The organism is Pseudomonas sp. 30_B (assembly GCF_017491605.1).
Classification (GTDB): domain Bacteria; phylum Pseudomonadota; class Gammaproteobacteria; order Pseudomonadales; family Pseudomonadaceae; genus Pseudomonas.
Window position 1 is genome coordinate 1 of sequence record NZ_JAFGYY010000047.1, and the last position, 19,476, is coordinate 19,476.

General features: G+C 64.6%; 15 protein-coding genes and 1 pseudogene. 9 read left to right on the forward strand and 7 right to left on the reverse strand.

Annotated elements, in window-relative coordinates; translation table 11 throughout:
- Positions 1 to 127, forward strand: a pseudogene (locus J5M67_RS26795) (DUF3300 domain-containing protein); the annotation flags it as partial.
- A 201-nt stretch (positions 128 to 328) separates the two neighbouring features.
- Here J5M67_RS26795 and J5M67_RS26800 read toward each other — a convergent pair.
- Positions 329 to 1,147: a pyruvate, water dikinase regulatory protein gene (locus J5M67_RS26800; protein WP_207888454.1), complete on the reverse strand. Its 819-nt coding sequence runs from the start codon at positions 1,145 to 1,147 to the stop codon at positions 329 to 331.
- Positions 1,148 to 1,312: 165 nt separating this feature from the next.
- Between J5M67_RS26800 and ppsA the strand changes: the two genes are divergently transcribed.
- The 8 genes from ppsA (at position 1,313) to J5M67_RS26840 (ending at position 9,366) form a co-directional block, all read left to right on the forward strand.
- Positions 1,313 to 3,682 (forward strand): phosphoenolpyruvate synthase, encoded by a 2,370-nt coding sequence (gene ppsA / locus J5M67_RS26805; RefSeq protein WP_207888455.1) that lies wholly within the window; start codon positions 1,313 to 1,315, stop codon positions 3,680 to 3,682.
- Between the two features lie 66 nt (positions 3,683 to 3,748).
- Entirely contained in the window at positions 3,749 to 4,723 is a 975-nt protein-coding gene (locus J5M67_RS26810) for an alpha/beta fold hydrolase (RefSeq protein ID WP_207888456.1), read from the forward strand.
- Between the two features lie 105 nt (positions 4,724 to 4,828).
- Positions 4,829 to 5,317 (forward strand): ribonuclease E activity regulator RraA, encoded by a 489-nt coding sequence (gene rraA, locus J5M67_RS26815; protein ID WP_152222602.1) that lies wholly within the window; start codon positions 4,829 to 4,831, stop codon positions 5,315 to 5,317.
- Between the two features lie 93 nt (positions 5,318 to 5,410).
- On the forward strand, positions 5,411 to 6,409 hold the full coding sequence (locus J5M67_RS26820) for a zinc transporter ZntB (RefSeq protein WP_207888457.1): 999 nt from the start codon (positions 5,411 to 5,413) through the stop codon (positions 6,407 to 6,409).
- A gap of 48 nt (positions 6,410 to 6,457) precedes the next feature.
- The gene (locus J5M67_RS26825) at positions 6,458 to 6,712 is read left to right on the forward strand and encodes a CrfX protein (RefSeq protein ID WP_207888458.1); all 255 of its coding nucleotides are present in this window, start codon (positions 6,458 to 6,460) and stop codon (positions 6,710 to 6,712) included.
- 2 nt (positions 6,713 to 6,714) lie between these two features.
- Positions 6,715 to 7,539 (forward strand): mechanosensitive ion channel domain-containing protein, encoded by an 825-nt coding sequence (locus J5M67_RS26830; RefSeq protein ID WP_207888459.1) that lies wholly within the window; start codon positions 6,715 to 6,717, stop codon positions 7,537 to 7,539.
- A 72-nt stretch (positions 7,540 to 7,611) separates the two neighbouring features.
- Positions 7,612 to 8,202 carry an RNA polymerase sigma factor SigX gene (sigX, locus tag J5M67_RS26835; RefSeq protein WP_207888460.1) on the forward strand — a complete coding sequence of 197 codons (591 nt, stop codon included), beginning with the start codon at positions 7,612 to 7,614 and terminating at the stop codon, positions 8,200 to 8,202.
- A 108-nt stretch (positions 8,203 to 8,310) separates the two neighbouring features.
- The gene (locus tag J5M67_RS26840) at positions 8,311 to 9,366 is read left to right on the forward strand and encodes an OmpA family protein (RefSeq protein ID WP_207888461.1); all 1,056 of its coding nucleotides are present in this window, start codon (positions 8,311 to 8,313) and stop codon (positions 9,364 to 9,366) included.
- Between the two features lie 69 nt (positions 9,367 to 9,435).
- Here the strand turns inward: J5M67_RS26840 and cobA are convergent, their stop codons facing one another.
- The 6 genes from cobA to J5M67_RS26870 all read right to left on the reverse strand — a co-directional run bounded on the left by cobA (position 9,436) and on the right by J5M67_RS26870 (position 19,174).
- A complete protein-coding gene (gene cobA, locus J5M67_RS26845) occupies positions 9,436 to 10,173 on the reverse strand; it encodes a uroporphyrinogen-III C-methyltransferase (protein ID WP_207888462.1) in 738 nt (245 codons plus the stop codon).
- 23 nt (positions 10,174 to 10,196) lie between these two features.
- A complete protein-coding gene (locus tag J5M67_RS26850) occupies positions 10,197 to 12,929 on the reverse strand; it encodes a nitrate reductase (protein ID WP_207888463.1) in 2,733 nt (910 codons plus the stop codon).
- Between the two features lie 22 nt (positions 12,930 to 12,951).
- The gene (gene nirD, locus J5M67_RS26855; RefSeq protein WP_207888464.1) at positions 12,952 to 13,281 is read right to left on the reverse strand and encodes a nitrite reductase small subunit NirD; all 330 of its coding nucleotides are present in this window, start codon (positions 13,279 to 13,281) and stop codon (positions 12,952 to 12,954) included.
- A 56-nt stretch (positions 13,282 to 13,337) separates the two neighbouring features.
- Positions 13,338 to 15,788: a nitrite reductase large subunit NirB gene (gene nirB, locus J5M67_RS26860; RefSeq protein WP_207888465.1), complete on the reverse strand. Its 2,451-nt coding sequence runs from the start codon at positions 15,786 to 15,788 to the stop codon at positions 13,338 to 13,340.
- 273 nt (positions 15,789 to 16,061) lie between these two features.
- Positions 16,062 to 17,732 carry a bifunctional protein-serine/threonine kinase/phosphatase gene (locus J5M67_RS26865; RefSeq protein ID WP_207888466.1) on the reverse strand — a complete coding sequence of 557 codons (1,671 nt, stop codon included), beginning with the start codon at positions 17,730 to 17,732 and terminating at the stop codon, positions 16,062 to 16,064.
- Positions 17,733 to 17,962: 230 nt separating this feature from the next.
- A complete protein-coding gene (locus tag J5M67_RS26870; RefSeq protein ID WP_207888467.1) occupies positions 17,963 to 19,174 on the reverse strand; it encodes a NarK/NasA family nitrate transporter in 1,212 nt (403 codons plus the stop codon).
- Between the last annotated feature and the right edge of the window lie 302 nt (positions 19,175 to 19,476).

The window sequence follows — 19,476 nt, forward strand, 5'->3', positions numbered from 1 at the left end:
CCCCGACTCCCTGCTGGCCCAGGTGCTGATGGCCACCACCTATCCGGGCAACGTGGCCGACGCAGCCGCCTGGGCCAAGGCCCACCCCGGCGTGAGCGGCGACGAGGCCGTGAAGCAGGTCGCCAACACCAGCAGGGCGACCAGAATCAGGTACTGACATTCGCGCATGGCGCTCTCCTTAGCCTGTGCCGGGGAAAGCCCGACCCGTGGAAAATGCCACGGGCAAATCTCGGGTTACAGAATGATAGGCGGGTTGGCGAGAGGCTGCAGAAAGACTAACGGCCGGGAATGCCGGCCGTCGATTGAGGGTACTTCGAGACTTTGATGGTTACTTGAGCCGGCGTTCCACGCCTTTCTCGACCAGGATCTTGGCGGAAATCTCTTCCACCGAGAAATGCGTCGAGTTGATGTAGGCGATGTTTTCGCGACGGAACAGGTTCTCCACCTCGCGCACCTCGAACTCGCACTGGGCGAAGCTGGCGTAGCGGCTGTTGGGCTTGCGCTCGTTGCGGATGGAGGTGAGCCGGTCGGGGTCGATCGTCAGGCCGAACAGCTTGTGTTTGTAAGGCTTGAGCGCATTGGGCAGCTGCAGGCGCTCCATGTCTTCCTCGGTCAGCGGGTAGTTCGCCGCGCGGATGCCGTACTGCAGGGCCATATAAAGGCAGGTCGGGGTCTTGCCCGAGCGCGACACGCCCACCAGGATCAGGTCGGCCTTGTCGTAGTAGTGGGTACGGGCGCCGTCGTCGTTGTCGAGGGCGAAGTTGACCGCGTCGATACGCTCCATGTAGTTGGAGTTGTGGCCGATGCTGTGGGATTTTCCGACGGAATACGACGAGTCGGCGGATAATTCTTGCTCGAGCGGGGACAAAAACGTCGAGAAGATGTCAATCATGAAACCGTTGGATTGCGCAAGGACCGAACGGATCTCGCGGTTTACGATGGTATCGAAGATGATCGGGCGCGCCCCGTCCGCCTCGGCAGCGGTATTGATTTGCTGTACCATGACGCGCGCTTTTTCTTCGGTATCGATGTAAGGTCGCGTCAGTTTGACGAAATTGATGTTCTCGAACTGCGCAAGAAGGCTCTGGCCGAGGGTTTCGGCAGTAATGCCGGTGCCGTCGGAAATGAAAAATGCAGTTCGTTTCATATGCGCTGCGGGCCTTAAGGTAGGAACGTTTCTTGGCTATGATAGGCCGCGCGTTTGCAAGGCCCTTTGCCGGGGCATTCTTACTCATTTTTCTGGCCCGGACCAGAAGAGTGGCGCCGCACCGGCCCGTACGACCTTTTCCAACACCTTAGTGGAGAGATCACCTTGGTAGAGTACGTAGTTTCCCTCGATAAGCTCGGCGTCCATGATGTCGAACGTGTGGGGGGCAAGAACGCATCCCTGGGCGAAATGATCAGCAACCTCGCCGGTGCCGGCGTTTCCGTACCGGGTGGTTTCGCTACCACTGCCCAGGCCTACCGTGACTTCCTCGAGCAGAGCGGCCTTAACGAGCGCATCCATGCTGCGCTGGACGCTCTCGATGTGGATGACGTGAATGCCCTGGCCAAGACCGGCGCGCAGATCCGCCAATGGGTGATGGATGCCGAATTCCCGGCCCAGCTCGACGCCGATATCCGCAAGGCCTTCACCGAGATGGCCGCCGGCAACGACAACATGGCCGTTGCCGTACGTTCCTCGGCAACCGCCGAAGACCTGCCGGACGCCTCCTTTGCCGGCCAGCAGGAGACCTTCCTGAACATCCGCGGCGTGGACAACGTGATCCGCGCGGCCAAGGAAGTCTTCGCCTCCCTCTTCAACGACCGTGCCATCGCCTACCGCGTGCACCAGGGCTTCGACCACAAGCTGGTCGCCCTGTCCGCCGGCGTGCAGCGCATGGTCCGCTCGGAAACCGGCACCGCCGGCGTGATGTTCACCCTGGATACCGAATCCGGTTTCCGTGACGTGGTGTTCATCACCGGCGCCTACGGCCTCGGCGAGACCGTGGTGCAAGGTGCGGTGAACCCCGACGAGTTCTACGTCCACAAGCCGACCCTGGAGGCCGGTCGCCCGGCGATCCTGCGTCGCAACCTGGGCAGCAAGGCCATCAAGATGGTCTACGGCGAAGAAGCCAAGGCCGGCAAGTCGGTCAAGGTGGTCGACGTGGAGAAGGCCGATCGCGCGCGCTTTGCCCTGTCCGATGCCGAAGTGACCGAGCTGGCCAAGCAGGCCCTGATCATCGAGAAGCACTACGAGCGTCCGATGGACATCGAGTGGGCCAAAGATGGCGACGACGGCAAGCTGTACATCGTCCAGGCTCGCCCGGAGACCGTGAAGAGCCGCGTCAGTGCCACCGTGATGGAGCGCTACCTGCTCAAGGAAAAGGGCAAGGTCCTGGTGGAAGGCCGTGCCATCGGCCAGCGCATCGGCGCCGGCCCGGTGAAGGTGATCCACGATGTCTCCGAGATGGACAAGGTCCAGCCGGGTGACGTACTGGTCTCCGACATGACCGACCCGGATTGGGAGCCGGTGATGAAGCGCGCCAGCGCCATCGTCACCAACCGCGGCGGCCGTACCTGCCACGCGGCGATCATCGCCCGTGAGCTCGGCATCCCGGCGGTCGTCGGTTGCGGCAACGCCACCGCCGCCCTGAAGGACGGCCAGCGCGTGACCGTGTCCTGCGCCGAAGGCGACACCGGCCTGATCTACGAAGGCGAGCTGGGCTTCGACATCCGCCAGAACTCGGTCGATGCCATGCCCGAGCTGCCGTTCAAGATCATGATGAACGTCGGTAACCCCGACCGCGCCTTCGACTTCGCCCAACTGCCGAACGAAGGTGTGGGCCTGGCCCGCCTGGAATTCATCATCAACCGCATGATCGGCGTGCACCCCAAGGCGCTGCTGAACTTCGCCAGCCTGCCGGCGGACATCAAGGACAGCGTCGAGAAGCGCATTGCCGGTTACGACGATCCGGTCGGCTTCTACGTCGAGAAGCTGGTCGAGGGCGTCAGCACCCTGGCCGCGGCCTTCTGGCCGAAGAAGGTCATCGTGCGCCTGTCGGACTTCAAGTCCAACGAATACGCCAACCTGATCGGCGGCAAGCTCTACGAGCCGGAAGAAGAAAACCCGATGCTCGGCTTCCGTGGCGCCTCGCGCTACATCAGCGAATCCTTCCGCGACTGCTTCGAGCTCGAATGCCGCGCGATGAAGAAGGTTCGCAACGAGATGGGCCTGACCAACGTCGAACTGATGGTGCCCTTCGTGCGTACTCTGGGCGAAGCCTCCCAGGTGGTCGACCTGCTGGCCACCAACGGTCTCAAGCGTGGCGAGAACGGCCTGCGCGTCATCATGATGTGCGAGCTGCCGTCCAACGCCCTGCTGGCCGATGAGTTCCTGGAGTTCTTCGACGGCTTCTCCATCGGCTCCAATGACCTGACCCAGCTGACCCTGGGCCTGGACCGTGACTCGGGCATCGTCGCGCACCTGTTCGACGAACGTAACCCGGCCGTGAAGAAGCTGCTGTCCAACGCCATCCAGGCGTGCAACAAGGCCGGCAAGTACATCGGCATCTGCGGCCAGGGCCCGTCGGACCACCCGGACCTCGCCAAGTGGCTGATGGAGCAGGGCATCGAGAGCGTGTCGCTCAACCCCGACTCGGTCCTCGACACCTGGTTCTTCCTCGCCGAAGGCCAGTCCTGACGGTTCCTCCACCATCCTGAGAAGGGCGGGTGATTTCACCCGCCCTTTTTTGTGCCAGCCGATTCCATGCAAAGCAGCAGTCAACTCTTTCCTGTCGCGCTCCTGAGCGCGGAGTTCCGCGGTGACCTCACCGAGGACGTCTACCGCCTGAAACCGGGCAACAGCCCCGACTCCAGCGTCGAGCTGGTGCTGACCCGCCTCGGACTGCGCGACGGCGCACGCGGCGTGCCGGTAATCCTCCTGCACGGCAGCTTCTCCAATCGCCGCTTCTGGTATTCGCCCAAGTGCATCGGCTTCGGTCCTTACCTGGCGCGTGCCGGCTTCGATGTCTGGATTCCGGAGATGCGTGGCCACGGCCTGTCGCCGCGCAACGAGGACTATGACCGCAATCGCGTGGCCGACTATGCGCGCTTCGACCTGCCGGCCATTGGCAGCTTCGTCGTCGAGCAGAGCGGCCAGGCGCCGCACTGGATCGGTCATTCCCTGGGGGGCATCACCCTGGCGGCGGCATTGGGCGGCGGCTATCTGGAAGAGGGGCTGGCGGCCAGCGCGGTGCTCTGCGGCAGCCAGATCAGCCGAACCTACTGGCCGCTCAAGCTGCCGCCGGTGGCCTGGAGCGGGCGTTTCCTGCTCAAGCGCATGGGTGGCCTGTCCGGCTCCAGGCTCAAGCGAGGTCCGGAGGACGAGCCGCTCGGCCTGGCGCTGGAAACCCTGCGCTGGTACAGCCTGTTCGGTCGCTTCGGCGAGAAGGACAACGACTGGTGGGGTGGATTGCAGAACGTCAGGGTGCCGGTGCTGGCGGTGGCTGCCGATGGTGATTACCAGGACCCGGCCTGGGCCTGTCGCCAGCTGCTGGAGCAGTTCGGCTCCGAGGTCCGGGAATACCTGCGCCTGGGCAAGCGCCAGGGGTTCTCCGAGGACTACGGTCACGTCGAGATGCTCATCAGCAAGGGGGCTCAGCGTGAAGTCTGGCCGCTGCTACAGCACTGGCTGGAGCAGGGTGCGCTGCCGGCCGGGCAGGGCGCTCTGGCACAGGCTTGAGCGTTCCTCGCAGACGTTGTAGCGGGTAGACTGTGACGCCAGTGAGCCTTTCGGTCACGTCAGGGCCGGTTTGCCGTATCCGTTTTCATCAAGAGGAGCGTCTCCATGCATTACGTCACCCCCGATCTGTGCGATGCCTACCCGGAGCTGGTCCAGGTCGTCGAGCCGATGTTCAGCAACTTCGGCGGGCGGGACTCCTTCGGTGGCGAGATCGTCACCATCAAGTGCTTCGAGGACAACTCGCTGGTCAAGGAGCAGGTCGAAAAGGACGGCAAGGGCAAGGTCATGGTGGTGGACGGTGGCGGTTCGCTGCGTCGCGCGCTGCTGGGCGACATGCTGGCCGAAAAGGCGGCGAAGAATGGCTGGGAAGGCATCGTGGTGTACGGCTGCATCCGTGACGTGGACGTGATCGCGCAGACCGACCTGGGCGTGCAGGCGCTGGCCAGTCACCCGATGAAGACTGACAAGCGTGGCATCGGCGACCTGAACGTCGCGGTGACCTTCGGTGGCATCACCTTCCGTCCGGGCGAGTTCGTCTATGCCGACAACAACGGCATCATCGTCTCGCCTAAAGCGTTGAAAATGCCGGAATAAATCGAACCTCCGAGCGCGGTTCGAGTCAATGCCGGAAGCGAAGGCTTCCGGCATTTTTCATGGAGCGCCCCAGGGGCGAACGCGGGAGAGGGCATGCAGGCATACGAAACTGGTACCGAGCGTGGCTTGATCGATGGCTTCGTGCTTGATGGACGTGGCGGCGCCCGGGAAATTTCCCGCAATGAACTGCCATTGCTGGATCTCAAGCCGGAAGAAAGCCTCTGGGTGCACTGGGATCGTGGCGTTCCCGAGGCGCAAAGCTGGCTGCGCGAGTCCAGCGGGCTCAATGAGTTCGCCTGCGACCTGCTGCTAGAGGAGGCGACGCGTCCGCGCCTGGTCGATCTGGGCGGCGAACGCCTGCTGCTGTTCCTGCGTGGTGTGAACCTGAACCCCGGCGCGGTGCCGGAGGACATGGTGTCGCTGCGTGTCTACGCCGAGTCGCAGCGGGTGATTTCCCTGCGCTTGCGTCCGCTCAAGGCGGTGGCCGACCTGCGCACGGACCTGGCTGCCGGGCGCGGCCCCAAGACCGCCTCGGAAGTGGTGCTGTACCTGGCGCATTACCTCACGGATCGGGTCGATACCCTGATCGGCGGCCTGGCGGACCAGCTCGACAGCATGGAAGAGGCCATCGAGGAGGACGAGCGGAGTATTCCCGACCAGCATCAGCTGCGGACGTTGCGTCTGCGGGCGGCAGGGCTGCGGCGCTATCTCTCCCCCCAGCGCGACATCTATGCGCAGATGGTCAAGTTCAAGCTGTCCTGGACGGTCGCCGACGACGCCGACTACTGGAACGAGCTCTACAACCGCCTGACCCGGAACCTGGAGGAGCTGGAGCTGATTCGCGAGCGCATCAGCCTGATCCAGGAGGCCGAACATCGTCGAATTACCGAACGAATGAACCGCACCATGTATCTGCTTGGTATCATTACCGGCTTTTTCCTGCCCATGAGCTTCGTGACGGGGCTTCTGGGTATCAATGTCGGCGGTATCCCGGGGGCGCAGGCGCCCTATGGTTTCGTGGTGGCCTGCCTGCTGATCGGCGGCATCGCGACCTTCCAGTGGTGGGTTTTCCGCCGCTTGCGTTGGCTCTAGGTGTGACTTTTGAGGTGGTGGGGGCGTCAAGCACCTCACACAGGCGAGGTGCGTATGCACGACCCATTTGAAGAATCCTTGCGTGATCTCCTGAAGATGCCGCCGGAGCAGCCGGGCGATGACCTGCGCCTGGGCCGCGTGCTCAAGACCGCCAACCGCCAGGTCGGCGCGGGCGATCTGTTCAGCCTGATGGGCCATTGGCTGGAAGCGTTGTCCATCGGCGTCACCCGCGGTGCCTTGCACCTTGCGCCCGTCTCGCGTCGCGCGCAGAATTCCGCCCCTTCCGCTGACAAGGCCGATTGAACATGCAATTCGACATCTGGACGCAAAGCCTGTTGACCGCCATGAACACCCTGTGGGGCAAGCTGGCCGGGTTCATTCCGAACCTGCTCGCCGCGCTGGTGATCGTGCTGCTGGGCTTCATCGTCGCCAAGCTGCTCGACGCATTGCTGTCCAAACTGCTGGCCAAGCTGGGCCTGGATCGCCTGATGGCGGGTACCGGCCTGACCAAGCTGATGTCCCGCGCCGGCATCCAGGTGCCGGTTTCGACCCTGATCGGCAAGATCATCTACTGGTTCGTGCTGCTGGTGTTCCTGGTCTCCGCGGCCGAGTCGCTGGGCCTGCAGCGTGTCTCCGCGACCCTCGACATGCTCGCGCTGTACCTGCCGAAGGTCTTCGGCGCGGCGCTGGTGCTGATCGTCGGCATTCTCCTCGCCCAACTGGCCAACAGCCTGGTGCGTGGCGCGGCGGACGGCGTCGGCCTCGAATATTCCAACGGCCTGGGCCGTGTTGCCCAGTGGCTGGTCATCATCATCAGCATCTCGGTTGCCATCGGCCAGCTCGAGGTCAAGACCGACCTGCTGAACTACATCATCGCCATCGTGCTGATCACCATCGGCCTGGCGGCGGCGCTTGCGCTTGGCCTTGGCAGTCGTGAAGTCGCCGGCCAGATCATCGCGGGCATCTATGTGCGTGAGCTGTACCACGTCGGGCAACAAGTGAAAGTCGCGGATGTCGAAGGCATCATCGAGGAAATTGGTACCATCAAGACTATCCTGCTGACGGAGGAGGGCGAGCTGGTGTCCATTGCCAACCGTATCCTGCTCGATCAGCGAGTGACCAGTCGCTGAGATGATGACCGATCGCCGATGCCGCTCCCCGGGAGCCGCATCGGCCGCTGACATGACCTGGCCCGACCCGACTTGAACACGCCGCAATCACTGCCCTTGCGCTACGACCCGCGCCAGCTCACCGACGAGGAGCTGGTGGAGCGTTCGCACGTGGAGCTGTTCCATGTGACCCGTGCCTATGAAGAGCTGATGCGCCGCTACCAGCGCACGCTGTTCAATGTCTGCGCCCGATATCTGGGCAACGACCGGGACGCCGATGATGTGTGTCAAGAAGTGATGTTGAAGGTTCTGTATGGTTTGAAGAACTTCGAGGGAAAATCGAAGTTCAAGACCTGGCTGTACAGCATCACTTACAACGAGTGCATTACCCAATATCGGAAGGAGCGGCGCAAACGGCGATTGCTCGATGCGTTGAGTCTGGATCCGGTGGAGGAGGCTTCCGAAGAGAAGGCTCCGAAGGTGGAAGAACGCGGTGGACTAGACCGATGGCTAGTTCATGTCAATCCCATTGATCGGGAAATTCTGGTGTTGCGGTTCGTGGCCGAACTCGAGTTCCAGGAAATCGCCGATATCATGCATATGGGGTTGAGCGCCACCAAAATGCGCTACAAGCGTGCGCTCGATCGATTGCGCGAAAAGTTTTCCGGTGTGACGGAATCTTAGTTTAGTAAATATTGTCTCTTTGGCCGGGAAGTTCTGATAAACTTGCCCACCAAGTTGTACGGCCTATGGTTAGACAACTTATTGACCACCAAGATGGGGATTTAACGGATGAAACTGAAGAACACCCTTGGCGTCGTTGTCGGCTCTGTAATCGCCGCTTCCGCTATGAACGCCTTCGCTCAAGGCCAGGGCGCGGTCGAGGTCGAGGCCTTCGGCAAGCGCTATTTCACTGACAGCACCCGCGACATGAAGAACGCGGATCTGTACGGCGGTTCGGTTGGCTACTTCCTGACCGACGACGTCGAGCTGGCTCTGTCCTACGGTGAGTACCACGACGTTCGTGGCACCTACGAGACCGGCAACAAGAAGGTCCACGGCAACCTGAGCACTCTGGACGCCATCTACCACTTCGGCACTCCGGGTGCTGGCAACCTGCGTCCGTACGTGTCGGCAGGTATCGGCCACCAGAGCCTGACCAACATCAGCGATGCCAATGGCAGCCGTCAGAACCTGACCATGGCCATGATCGGTACCGGTCTGAAGTACTACTTCACCGAGAACTTCTACGCCAAAGCCAGCCTGGACGGTCAGTACGGCCTGGAACAGCGTCAGAATGGCCACCAGGGCGAGTGGATGGCTGGCCTGGGCGTCGGCATGAACTTCGGTGGTGGCAAAGCCGCCCCGGCTCCGGAGCCGGTTGCTGAAGTCTGCTCCGACTCCGACAACGACGGCGTCTGCGACAACGTCGACAAGTGCCCGAACACCCCGGCCAACGTCACCGTTGACGCCAACGGCTGCCCGGCTGTTGCTGAAGTCGTTCGCGTTCAGCTGGACGTGAAGTTCGACTTCGACAAGTCCAAGGTTAAAGAGAACAGCTACGCTGACATCAAAAACCTGGCTGACTTCATGAAGCAGTACCCGTCCACCTCCACCACCGTTGAAGGCCACACCGACTCCGTCGGCACCGACGCCTACAACCAGAAGCTGTCCGAGCGTCGTGCCAACGCCGTTCGTGACGTACTGGTCAACGAGTACGGTGTTGAAGGCGGCCGCGTAAACGCTGTTGGTTATGGTGAGAGCCGTCCGGTTGCTGACAACGCAACTGCCGAAGGCCGCGCTGTTAACCGCCGCGTAGAAGCCCAAGTAGAAGCCCAAGCCAAGTAATTGGTCTGAGCTCCTGAGAAAAACCCGGCCTAGGCCGGGTTTTTCTTTGCCTGCAGGAAAGCACCGGGCCTAGGCGCTGCGGACCAGGGCCGCCTGTTGCACGGCAGCGGCAACCTCGCCAATCACCAGAATTGCCGGGCTTTTCAGGGCGAAACGCTGGGCGTCTTCGATCATGTCCTGCAACTGGCTACGGTACTCGCGCTGGCTGGGCAGGGAAGCGTTTTCGATCATCGCCACCGGAGTGTCAGCGCGCATTCCGCCGTCCAGAAGACCGTCGCGAATTTCCGCCAGTTTCGCCACGCCCATGTACACCACCAGTGTCGTGCCGCCTTCGGCCAGGCCGCGCCAGTTCAAGGTGCTGTCGTCCTGGGTGTGGGCGGTCACCAGGGTCACGCCCCGACTCACGCCGCGCAGGGTCAGCGGGATGCGACACTGAGTCGCAGCTGCCAGTCCGGCAGTGATGCCGTTGACCAGTTCGCATTCGATACCCCGTGCGCCAAGCCACTCGGCTTCCTCACCGCCACGCCCGAAAATGCAGGGATCGCCCCCCTTCAGTCGCGCTACGGAGAGCCCCTGGCGGGCATAGCGCAGCATCAGCCGATGGATGAAGTCCTGCGGTGTAGAGCGGCAGCCGCCGCGTTTTCCGACCGGGATTACCCGTGCTGCCGGGCAGTGTTCCAGTACCGCCGGGTTGACCAGGTCGTCGATCAGAACCACCTCGGCCTGCGCCAGTGCGCGTACCGCCTTCAGGGTCAGCAACTCCGGGTCGCCCGGGCCAGCGCCGATCAGCCAGACTTTTCCACTCATATCGATCTCCTCGGACTCGCGATTCAGGCTGTTGCGGCCAGCGGATGCCGAGCCAGCAGACGTTTGATTTCCGGTACGCAGGAGCCGCAGGCGGTCCCGCACTTGAGTTCGCACTTGAGGCCGTCCAGGTCCAGGCCCTGGTCGATGCCGGCCTGGATGCGGCTCTGGCTGACGTTCAGACAGTTGCACAGAGTCTTGTCGGCGACGGCGACGGCGACGGCGACGGCGCCTGCCTTGCCCGGCGCGGTGCTGAGCGGGGCCAGCAACCAACGGCGCAATTCCTGGTCGGCGCGACCTTCCTTCCACAGTTCGCGCAGCCAGGCGCGAGCGGCGGTTTCGCCGGCCAGGCGCAGCGAGACAATCCGGGATTGTTCGATTCGCACGCGCTTGCCGACCGACAGGCGCGGATCGTCATAGGCCATCACCGGCCCTTCGTTAAGGCCAAGCAGTGCGTCGATGGCGGCCAGCCATTCCGCACTCGGCGCTTCAACGTGTGCGGCCCGGATCACCAGCGCCGGGCGTTCGCGGCCGACAGGGCTGAAGCTGGCGTAGCGCAGGTCTTCGAACAGCGGGCGCAGGGCCTCGAAGCGCTTCTGCACACTGCCTTCCACCAGGGCGAAGAACTGCCAGGGCAGTTCGATGCGGCTGACTTCTACCGTGGCATGTTTCAGCTCGGGCTGGCGGGACAGCGGATCCATCGCTGGCTGCGTGAGCACGTTGATGCCCAGGCCCTTGAGGAAGCGGTCGCCCCAGTGCATCGGCAGGAAGGCCTGGCCGGGGCGCAGGCGATCATCGGCCTGTACCGGCAGTACCAGTTCGCCACGGCGGCTGTGCAGGTGGACCAGTTGGCCATCGCTGATGCGGCGGCGGCGCAGTTCGTCCGGGTGCAGGCCGAGCACGGCTTCTTCCACGTGGCCGAACAGTTGCGGGGCGGTGCCGGTGCGGGTCATGCCGTGCCATTGGTCACGCAGGCGACCGGTGTTGAGGATCAGCGGGTAGCGCGCATCGCGCTTCTCCTTCGGCGCGCGATAGGGCTCGGCAATCAGCCGGGCGCGCCCATTGGCGGTGGGGAACTGCCCATCGCCATACAGGCGCGCATTGCCGTGGTCCGCGCCGACGGGAAAGGGCCATTGCTGCGGCCCGCTCGCGTCCAGCAGCGCATAGTCGATCCCGGAAAGATCGAGATCACGCTCACGGGTCAGCCACTTGTATTCGTTGAACAGAGCCGAGGGCGAGTCAAAGTCGAACAGGCTGGGTTCGCCGGGACGCAGATGTTGCTCAAGGCGCCGCGCGAAGTCGCAGACGATGCTCCAGTCTGCCCGCGCCTCGCCGATGGCGGGGATGGCCGGGCGTACATGGCTGATACGGCGTTCCGAGTTGGTTACCGTGCCTTCCTTCTCGCCCCAGCTGGCGGCCGGCAGCAGCAGGTCGGCGTAGTGGCACGTCTCGCTGGTGGCGAAGGCTTCCTGGACGATGACGAAGGGGCAGGCGGCCAGGGCTTCGCGTATGCGGGTCTGGTCCGGCAGCGATTGTGCGGGGTTGGTGCAGGCGATCCACAGCGCCTTGATGCGTCCGTCGCGGACTGCGTCGAAGAGTTCGATGGCGCTCAGACCGGGGGTATCCGGTAGTTGCTCGACGCCCCAGTAAGCGGCGACTTCCGCACGATGTTCGGCGTTCGCAGCTTCGCGGTGGCCGGGCAGCAGGTTGGCGAGGCTGCCGGTCTCGCGGCCGCCCATGGCGTTGGGCTGGCCGGTGAGGGAGAAGGGGCCGGCACCGGGGCGGCCGATCTGCCCGGTGGCCAGGTGCAGGTTGATCAGTGCGCTGTTCTTTGCGCTGCCGGCAGTGGACTGGTTGAGGCCCATGCACCAGAGCGAGAGGAAGGCGGGCGCCTGGCCGATCCACTGGGCGGCGCGCTGCAGGTCGTCGACGGCGATGCCGCAGATTTCCGCCACGGCCAGTGGGCCGTAGTCGCGCACCAGGGCTTTCAGCTCATCCAGCCCTTCGGTGTGGGCATCGATGAAGGCGCGGTCGATCCAGCCTTCCCAGAGCAGGATGTGCAGGATGCCGTGGAACAGCGCGACGTCGGTGCCGGGCAGGATCGCCAGGTGCAGATCGGCCTGCTCGGCGGTGTCGGTGACGCGCGGATCGATGACGATCAGCTTCATCTCCGGGCGCCGCGCGCGGGCGTCTTCCAGGCGGCGGAACAACACGGGATGGGCATAGGCCATGTTGCTGCCGGCGATCATCACGCAATCGGCCAGCTCGATGTCCTCGTAACTGCAGGGCGGGGCGTCGGCGCCGAGACTGCGCTTGTAGCCGACCACCGCCGAGGACATGCACAGGCGCGAATTGCTGTCGATGTTGTTGGTGCCGACCAGGGCGCGAGCCAGCTTGTTGAAGGCATAGTAGTCCTCGGTCAGCAACTGGCCGGAGACGTAGAAGGCCACGCTGTCCGGGCCGTGCTCGCGGATGGTTTCGGCGAAGACGCCGGCAGCATGCTCCAGCGCGGTGTCCCAGTCGGTGCGGGCGCGCGACAGGTTCTTGCCCAGGCGCAGCTCCGGGAACTGCGCGCGGGCAGCCGCATCACCGGTGAGGTGCAGGGTCGAACCCTTGCTGCACAGGCGGCCGAAGTTGGCCGGGTGTTGCGGGTCGCCCTGCACGCCCAGGATGCGCTTGTCGTTGTGCTCGATCAGTACGCCGCAGCCCACGCCGCAGTAGCAGCAGGTCGATGCGGTGGTGCGACGGTTGGGGTTCATGGCACGGGCCTCGCTGGTGGACTCAAGCGCAATGGGCGACGGAGGTGTGCAGTGCCAGCAGCACGCGCCCACCTTCGACCTTTACCTCATGGCGATGGGCGCAGCCCTGGTCGGGCGCCACGGCTTCCCCGCTCTCAAGCTCGATCTGCCAGTTGTGCAGCGGACAGGCCACGCGCTTGCCGTAGATCAGGCCCTGGGACAGCGGGCCGCCCTTGTGCGGGCAGCGGTCGTCAAGGGCGAAGACCTGGTCATCGGAGGTACGGAAGATCGCGATATCGCCCTTGGGGCCGGCGATGACGCGGGAGCCCAGCGGGTTGATGTCGTCCAGGGCGCAGATGTCGAGCCAGTTCATGGGGTGTCTCCAGCAATCGGGTAGGAAGGGCCCCGATGACGGGGCCCGGCGGGCACTCAGGCGGTTTCCAGTTGCTTGAGCGGAATCCGTTCGAATTCCTTCTTCAGCGGCTGCTGGGCAATGCGCTCCTGCCACGGGTCCTGTTCCAGCGACAGGGAGAATTGCAGGCGGGCGTTGAGCGCCCTGCGGTTCTCCGCGTCTTCCAGCACGGCCTTCCTGATGCGCTCCATGCCGACGCGCTGCAGGTAGTGCACGGTGCGCTCGAGGTAGAAGGCCTCTTCGCGGTAAAGCTGGAGGAAGGCGCCGCTGTACTCGCGGACCTCGTCGGCGGTCTTGAGCTTGACGAAGAACTCCGCCACCTCGGTCTTGATCCCGCCGTTGCCGCCGATATACAGCTCCCAGCCCGAGTCCACGCCGATGATGCCGATGTCCTTGATGCCGGCCTCGGCGCAGTTGCGCGGGCAGCCGGAGACCGCCAGCTTGACCTTGTGTGGCGACCACATATTGAACAGGTCGTGCTCGAGATCGATGCCCAATTGGGTCGAGTTCTGCGTGCCGAAGCGGCAGAACTCGCTGCCCACGCAGGTCTTCACGGTACGGATGGACTTGCCGTAGGCGTGGCCGGAGGGCATGTCCAGCTCCTTCCAGATCGCCGGCAGGTCGTCCTTCCGGATACCCAGCAGGTCGATGCGCTGGCCGCCGGTGACTTTCACCATGGGCACCTGGTACTTGTCGGCGACGTCGGCGATGCGCCGCAGTTCGGCGGCGTTGGTGACGCCACCCCACATGCGCGGGACCACCGAGTAGGTGCCGTCCTTCTGGATATTGGCGTGGGCGCGTTCGTTGATCAGGCGCGACTGCGGGTCGTCCCTGGCTTCGCCCGGCCAGGTGGAGATCAGGTAGTAGTTGAGCGCCGGGCGACAGGTGGCGCAGCCATCCGGGGTGCGCCAGTCCATGAAGCGCATCGCCGAGCTCAGCGAGATCAGGTGATGGTCGCGGATCGCCTGGCGCACCTGGCCATGGTTGAGGTCGCTGCAGCCGCAGATGGCTTTCTCGCTCTTGGGCTTCACGTCCGCGGCGCCGCCCACGGTGCTGATCAGGATCTGCTCGACCAGGCCGGCGCAGGAGCCGCAGGAGCTGGCGGCCTTGGTGTGCTTCTTCACCTCGTCGACGCTGAACAGGCCGTTCTCCTGGATCGCCTTGACGATGGTGCCCTTGCATACGCCGTTGCAGCCGCAGACTTCGGCGCTGTCGGGCATGCTGGCCGCGCTGTTCTGGCCCTGGTGACCGACGTCGCCGATGCTGCTCTCGCCGAACATCAGGTGGTCGCGGATCTGCGCGACGTTGTGGTTCTCGCGGATCTGCCGGAAGTACCAGCCGCCATCCGCGGTATCGCCGTAGAGGCAGGCGCCGACCAGCACGTCGTCCTTGATCACCAGCTTCTTGTACACGCCGCCGATGGGGTCGGAGAGGGTGATGGTCTCGGTGCCTTCGCCGCCCATGAATTCCCCGGCGGAGAACAGGTCGATGCCGGTGACCTTGAGCTTGGTGGAGGTCACAGAGCCCTGGTAACGAGCGAAGCCGAGCATGGCCAGGTGGTTGGCGCAGACCTTGGCCTGTTCGAAGAGTGGTGCCACCAGGCCGTAGGCGATGCCGCGGTGACTGGCGCATTCACCCAGGGCGTAGATGCGCGGGTCATAGGTCTGCAGGGTGTCGTTGACCAGGATGCCGCGGTTGCAGGGTAGGCCGGTCTTCTCCGCCAGTTCGGTGTTGGGGCGGATGCCGGCGGCCATCACCACCAGGTCCGCGGCGATCACTTCGCCGTCCTTGAAGCGCACGGCGCAGACGCGGCCGCTGCCGTCGTCGATCAGCTCTTCGGTCTGGGTATTGAGGCGGAAGTGGATGCCGCGCGACTCCAGCGCACCTTGCAGCAGCTTGCCGGCGGTGCGGTCCAGCTGGCGTTCCAGCAGCCAGTCGGAGAGGTGCACCACGGTCACGTCCATACCGCGCTGCTTGAGGCCGTTGGCGGCTTCCAGGCCGAGCAGGCCGCCGCCGATGATCACAGCGTGGCTATGGGTGCCGGCGGTGTCGATCATGGTCTGGGTGTCAGCGATGTCGCGGTAGCCGATCACGCCCTGCAGGCGGCTGCCCGGCACCGGCAGGATGAAGGGGTTGGATCCGGTGGCGATCAGCAGGCGGTCGTACTCGGCTTCGCTGCCGTCTTCGGCGTAGACCTTGCGGCGGTGACGGTCGATGCGGCTGACCTTGCGGTTGAGCAGCAGGCGGATGCCGTTCTCGCTGTACCAGTTGAGATCGTTGAGGACGATGTCCTCGAAGGCCTGCTCGCCGGCCAGCACCGGGGAGAGCAGGATGCGGTTGTAGTTGGGGTGGGGTTCTGCGCCGAACACGGTGATGTCGTAAAGGTCGGGCGCGATCTTCAGCAGTTCTTCCAGGGTGCGCACACCGGCCATGCCGTTGCCGATCAGTACGAGCTTGAGCTTTTTCATGTCAGGGCTCCGCGTCACGGAAAAATCACGGAAAACAAAAAAGGCGTCCCGCCGGTTACCCAGCGAGGACGCCTTTGTCCAAGTCCCGTTCGATCGGGAAGTGCGAGCCTCTTCGTTGAGGGACGCGCTTTTGTAGATTGTTGAATCGGTTACTGCAGGGGCTGTGCCAAGTTGCTCGGTGCCCGGATTTTCAGGCTTTGCGGCTGAGAAGTACTTGTGTTGGTTCGGCGTATTGCACTGCGGTGATGCATTTCGAACCGATCTGGTGCGGCTTCAGCCGCGATGCAACAGCCAGAGAATCAGCCCCAGGTTGATCGCCAGGGAGGCCAGGGCAATCCCACGCCAGACCCTAAGCGGCTCGCGCTCCAGCAGTGGACGCGGACGTGTGGGCGTCTGGCGTTCCCCTTGTTCCAGGGCGAGCAGACACTCCTCGGCGGTTTCGAAGCGCTGTTGCGGCTGGGCAGCGGTCAGCTTCGCGAGCCAATCGTCGAGCCAGGCCGGTACGTCCGGGCGGTAGCGGCTGGCCGGTGCGGGCGTGCCGAAGCGTGGGTGCTGGAAGGCTTCGATCTCGCCGTAGGGGTAGTGGCTGCAGAGCAGGCGGTACAGCGTGACGCCGGCGGCGTAGAGGTCCTGGCGGGCGTCCGGTGCTGCACCCTGGAAAGACTCCGGGGCGAGATAGCTCGGTGTACCGGGCAGGTCGTGCGGATCGTCCTGGGACAGTCCCGGGCAATAAGCCAGGCCAAAGTCCAGCAGGCGCAGCTCGCCGTCGTTGGCCCAGTGCAGGTTCTCCGGCTTGATGTCCCGGTGCAGGATGTTGCGCCGGTGCAGCTGGCCCAGGCCGTACAGCAGGCGCTGGGCGAGGTCCAGCCAGTCTGGCAGGTTCAGCGGGCCGTTGAGTTTCAGGTGTTCGTGCAGCGTCTGCCCCGGATACTCGCGCATCACGTAGTAGAGGTGCTGGCGCTGCGGCAGGCTGTGCAGTTCGGGGAAGTAGCGGCCCTGTACGCGGCGCAGGAACCATTCTTCCAGCAGCAGGGCCTGGGCGGCTTCGGGCGAGTCTCGCAGCGCCGCAGGCAAGGTCTTGAGCAGCCAGGGACGCCCCTGGCGGTCGCGCACGCGGTAGATCAGTGATTGGCGTGACTGGGCGAGGCGGCTTTCCACCTGCCAGCCCTCGAACTCCTGTTCGTCGCGCAATGCCGGTGGCGCCGGCCACTGGTCGAGCTGGGCGAGGGCATCGCCGAGACTCGCTGCAGGTAGCTCGTCCACGCGCAGCAGCAGGGCGCTGGCGTTGTCCTGGCTGCCGGCGAGGTGCGCGGCGCTGACCAGGGCGTCGGCACAGGCCTGTAGCGACGGCGCATCCTCCAGCAGGCGCAGGATGCCGGCGTTGCCCAGCACAGACCAGACGCCGTCGCTGACCAGCAGGAAGGACTGCCCGGCCTCCAGTTCGCCGTCGCGGTAATCCACCACCAGGTGCTGATCGAGGCCCAGCGCGCGCTTGAGCACATGCTGCATGCCCGGCTGTTCCCAGACGTGATCCTGGGTCAGGCACTCCAGTTGCCCGGTGTGCCAGCGGTACAGGCGGCAGTCGCCGACATGGGCCAGGGTGAAGCGCCGGCCGCGCAATACCAGCGCGGTGAGGGTGGTGAGCAGCGGCTGGCCGCCACCGTTGGCCTGCAGCCAGCGATTCTGCGAGATCAGCAGACGATCGAGGGCCTGGGCGACGGCCCAGGTCTCGGGGGTGGCGTAGTAGTCGGCTGCCAGCGCCTGCAGGGTCAGGCGCGCGGCCAGGCCGCCATCGGCACAGTGGCTGACGCCGTCGGCGATGGCGAACAGGTGCCCCTTGCTTGCGGCCAGCCCGGCGGGCGGAGTGACCACTCGCAGGGCATCCTGGTTCTCGTCGCGCGGTCCGGTGGCGCTGGCCTGGGCGAAGCTCAGGGTCAGGCTCATGGCCTGCTCCTACGGGATGGATTGGCGCTCGGGATGGCCCTCACCCTAACCCTCTCCCAGAGGGAGAGGGGACCGTTCGGTACAGGATGAAACCTCAGCGTCAGCCGGCACGGTCGGCTCCCTCTCCCTGAGGGAGAGGGCTGGGGTGAGGGGGAAGGCACTGACACGGATTTATCCGGGAGAAAACCGTTGCCCCTGCAGTTATTACGTGTCGCAGCAAAGGGCATGGCCTACACCCGCGCGACAGTAACGGCCGCGCTACCCCAGGTGGTGCGCCAACGGGCTTTCACCGCATGCAAACCGAACCAGGCCAATACGCCGAGGCTGGCGAACAGCCACAGGCCGAGCTGGTAGTCACCAGTCGCCTGCTTGATCGCGCCCAGGCCCGCCGTCAGGCAGAAGCCGCCGATGCCCCCGGCCATGCCGATCAGGCCGGTCATCACGCCGATGGTCTGGCGGAAGCGCTGCGGCACCAGCTGGAACACCGCGCCGTTGCCCGCGCCGAGGCTGAGCATGGCGACCACGAAGAGGCTCAGCGCCACCACCGCGCTGGGCAGGTGGAAGCCCACGGCGGCAATGCAGATCGAGGCCAGGGTGTACATCACCAGCAGGCTGCGGATGCCGCCGATGCGGTCGGCCAGGGCGCCGCCCAGCGGGCGCATCAGGCTGCCGGCGAAGACGCAGGCGGCGGTGTAGTAGCCGGCTTTCACCGGGTCCAGGCCGTACTGGTCATGGAAGTAACCGGGCAGGGTGCTGGCCAGGCCCAGGAAGCCGCCGAAGGTCACGCTGTAGAAGAACATGAACCACCAGCTGTCGCGGTCGCCCAGGGCCTTCAGGTAATCCGCCAGGGATTTGGCTGGCGGCCGCTCCGGGGCGTTGCGGGCGAGCAGGGCGAACACCAGCAGGGTGGCCAGCAGCGGGATCAGCGCGAAGCCAAATACGTTCTGCCAGCCGAAGGCGGCAGCGATGGCGGGCGCGAAGAGCGCGGTGAGCACCGTGCCGGAGTTGCCGGCGCCGGCGATGCCCATGGCCTTGCCCTGGTGCTGCGGCGGGTACCACTGCGAGGCCAGCGGCAGCGCTACGGCGAAGGAGGCGCCGGCCATGCCCAGCAGCACGCCGAGGATCATCGCCTGCTCCAGGCTGTGGATGCCCAGTCGCCAGGCGCCGAACAGCGCGCAGATGACGATCACCTGGCCGAGGATGCCGGCGGCCTTGGGCGACCAGCGATCGGCCAGCAGGCCCATCAGGAAGCGCAGGATGGCGCCGGAGAGGATCGGCGTGGCCACCATCAGCGCGCGCTGCTGGGTGGTCAGTTGCAGGTCGGCTGCGATCTGCACCGCCAGCGGGCCGAGGACGTACCAGACCATGAAGCTCAGGTCGAAGTAGAGGAAGGCGGCAAACAGGGTCGGCGCATGGCCGGCTTTCCAGAAACTCGTGTTCATCGAACACCTCGTCAGCAACGGTTGAGAGCCCCGGTCGTGGCCACAGGGGGCCGCCGGGAAGTCCTGAGCCCCTGCGCCGGGGCAAACGAAAAAGGCGTCGCTCCACCCACCGCACTGCGCGGGTGTGGATGCGACGCCTTTGTCGAAGTCGGGTAATCGCCGTTGACTACCATCGCCTTGCCTGGAGCAAGGCGCGGGCCAAGAGTGGAAATCCCAGATGGACCAATGGGTTAGCCGAGTGTGCGGAGAGTCCGGTGTGCCACAACGGGGCGCTCGCGGTCAGGGCGTGCTCCCCGTTGGGG